1 protein-coding gene is annotated in these 1,272 nt (G+C 77.5%); it reads right to left on the bottom strand.

From position 1 onward, the window contains the following. A partial coding sequence (locus AWZ10_RS29650; RefSeq protein ID WP_159058385.1) for a polyketide synthase dehydratase domain-containing protein occupies positions 1 to 1,272 on the bottom strand: 1,272 nt, incomplete at both ends.

Raw genomic sequence — 1,272 nt, forward strand, 5'->3', positions numbered from 1 at the left:
CGCGCCGAGCGCCGTCAGCTCCGAGGCCAGCTCCCGCGCGCCGCCCGCCTCCGGGCCGCTCCGGGAGGCCAGCACCAGGTGCCGCACCCCACGCTCGGTGACCAGGTGCCTGGCCAGCTCACCGCCGAGCACACCGGTACCGCCGGTGATCAGGACGGTGCCGTCCGCGGACAGCCCCCCGTCCGCGTCCGGCGTTCCCGGCTCGCCGCCGGCCCTGACGATGCGCGGCACCAGCAGGCCACCGTCGCGCACCGCGAGTTGCGGCTCGTCCTCGCGCAGCGCCGCGGCCACCGAGGCCACCGGCACACCGCCGAGGTCACCGGCGCCGCCGACATCGAGCAGCCCGATCCGGCCGGGGTTCTCCGACTGCGCCGACCGCAGCAGACCCCATACGGCGGCGCCCGCCAGGTCGGTGACGTCCGCCTCGGGCGAGGTCGCCACCGCACCGCGGGTCGTCACCACGAGCCTGGCCGAGGCGAACCGCTCGTCGGAGAGCCACTGCTGCGCCAGCGCGAGCGCCCACCCGGTGGCCTCCCGGGCCGCCGTCACGGGGCCGCCCGGCGCGCCCGGCCAGGCCGCGAACACCAGCTCCGGAACCGGCTCCCCGCCGGCGACTGCCGTGCTCAGGGCCGCCAGATCCGGGAACGACGGCTGTCCGTCCGCCGCCTCGCCGACGAACACGCACGACGCGTCCGCGGCGGGCACGGCCTGCTCGGCGCGCTGCCAGTCCAGCCGGAACAGCGAGTCGCCGCGAGCCGCCGGCCGTACCGCGAGCTGCTCCTGGCTGACCGGCCGCAGCACCAGCTCCTCGATGCGCGCCACGGGACGGCCCGCCACATCGGCTATGTCCACCGACACCGTGCCGTCGGCGCCCGTCGGGGTCAGCCGCAGCCGCAGGGCCGCGGCGCCCACGGCGTGCAGCGTGAGCCCGTTCCAGGCGAACGGCAGCATGGCCTGCTCGCCCATGGCCTTGGTCAGGCCGACCGCGTGCAGGCCCGCGTCGAGCAGCGCCGGGTGCAGGCCGAACGCGCCCGCGTCGCCGTGCTGTTCCTCGGGCAGCGCGACGTCCACCAGGACGGTGTCGCCGTCGCGCCAGACCGCGCGCAGCCCCTGGAAGACCGGGCCGTACGCGAAGCCCGCCTCGGCCGACCGGTCGTAGAACCCGTCGATGCCGACGGCCTGTGCACCCTTGGGCGGCCACACCGACCAGTCGGGCGCGACGGGCGGCTCCGGCGCGGCGACGGCCAGCGCCGCCTCGGCGTGCTGGACCCA

Source organism: Streptomyces europaeiscabiei (assembly GCF_001550375.1).
GTDB classification, from domain to species: domain Bacteria; phylum Actinomycetota; class Actinomycetes; order Streptomycetales; family Streptomycetaceae; genus Streptomyces; species Streptomyces europaeiscabiei.